Origin of the sequence: uncultured Mucilaginibacter sp., from assembly GCF_937859865.1 — a bacterium.
In the GTDB taxonomy this organism is placed as follows: Bacteria; Bacteroidota; Bacteroidia; order Sphingobacteriales; family Sphingobacteriaceae; genus Mucilaginibacter_A.
This window is the reverse complement of record NZ_CALMAT010000091.1, coordinates 1-1143: the sequence shown is the minus strand read 5'-3', so window position 1 is coordinate 1143 and position 1143 is coordinate 1. Positions and strand designations below refer to the sequence as shown.

At 40.1% G+C, this 1143-nt stretch carries 1 protein-coding gene and 1 pseudogene; both read left to right on the top strand.

Annotation, left to right across the window (positions count from 1 at the left end):
• Positions 1–221: pseudogene (locus Q0192_RS09470) on the top strand (ergothioneine biosynthesis protein EgtB); the annotation flags it as partial.
• Between the two features lie 10 nt (positions 222–231).
• The coding region (locus tag Q0192_RS09465) for an L-histidine N(alpha)-methyltransferase (protein WP_299289238.1) at positions 232–1143 on the top strand (912 nt) is incomplete at its 3' end.

Genomic DNA, 1143 nt, shown 5'->3' with positions numbered 1-1143 from the left:
GCAGCCGCTGGGAATGGACCAACAGCGCTTATTTGCCTTATCCCGGTTTTATCACTGCGCCGGGCGCTATTGGCGAGTATAATGGCAAGTTTATGGTAAACCAGATGGTGCTGCGTGGCGCTTCTGCTGTTACTTCCCCCAACCACAGCCGGGAAACCTATCGTAATTTTTTTCAAACCAATACGCGCTGGCAATATACCGGAATTCGTTTGGCCAAATAATTTTATCCCGATGAATATAATTGTTCAAGATGTAATAATTACAGAAACGCTTACAGAAGATGAGGCGATTAAAAGAAGCTTTAACCAATCTTTCATTAAAGATGTTTTAGCCGGGTTATCTGCTTCCCCTAAAAAACTACAATCCAAATATTTTTATGATGCTGCTGGCGATAAGCTGTTCCAGGAAATTATGAATTGTCCGGAATATTACCTCACCAATTGCGAAATGGAGATATTTTCGGAACAAACTGCAGCAATCGTACAAACGCTAACAGAGAATTTTGAAAGTTTTGATTTGATCGAACTTGGTGCCGGTGATGCTACAAAATCCGTTTTTTTATTACAGGAATTATTGTCGAAAAAAGTAGATTTCACCTATTTGCCGATTGATATTTCCACTAACGTTATTGAGCAATTGGAACAAAACCTGCCGCAAAAGTTGCCCGGTTTGCAAATGCACGGTTTAAACGGCGACTATTTTGATATGCTAAAAGAAGCATCACAGCTTTCTTCCCGTGCCAAAGTGGTTTTGTTTATGGGATCGAACATCGGAAATATGCCGGTAAAAGAAGCACAGCAATTTTGCCATGCGCTTCGCCATCAACTATCACCTAACGACTTATTGATTATCGGTTTCGACCTCAAAAAAAACCCGAAAACTATTTTGGCTGCTTACAACGATGCGGCTGGAATCACCAAAAACTTCAACCTTAATTTATTAAAACGGATAAACCGGGAACTGGAAGCCGATTTTGATTTGAAACAGTTTGAACATTATCCAACTTACGATCCCGTAACCGGTGCTTGCAAAAGTTATTTGGTTAGCTTAAAAAAGCAACAAGTGAAATTGGGCGAACATTTGATCGGGTTTGAAGAAAACGAACTGATTGACATGGAAGTTTCGCAAAAATATCACTTGCAA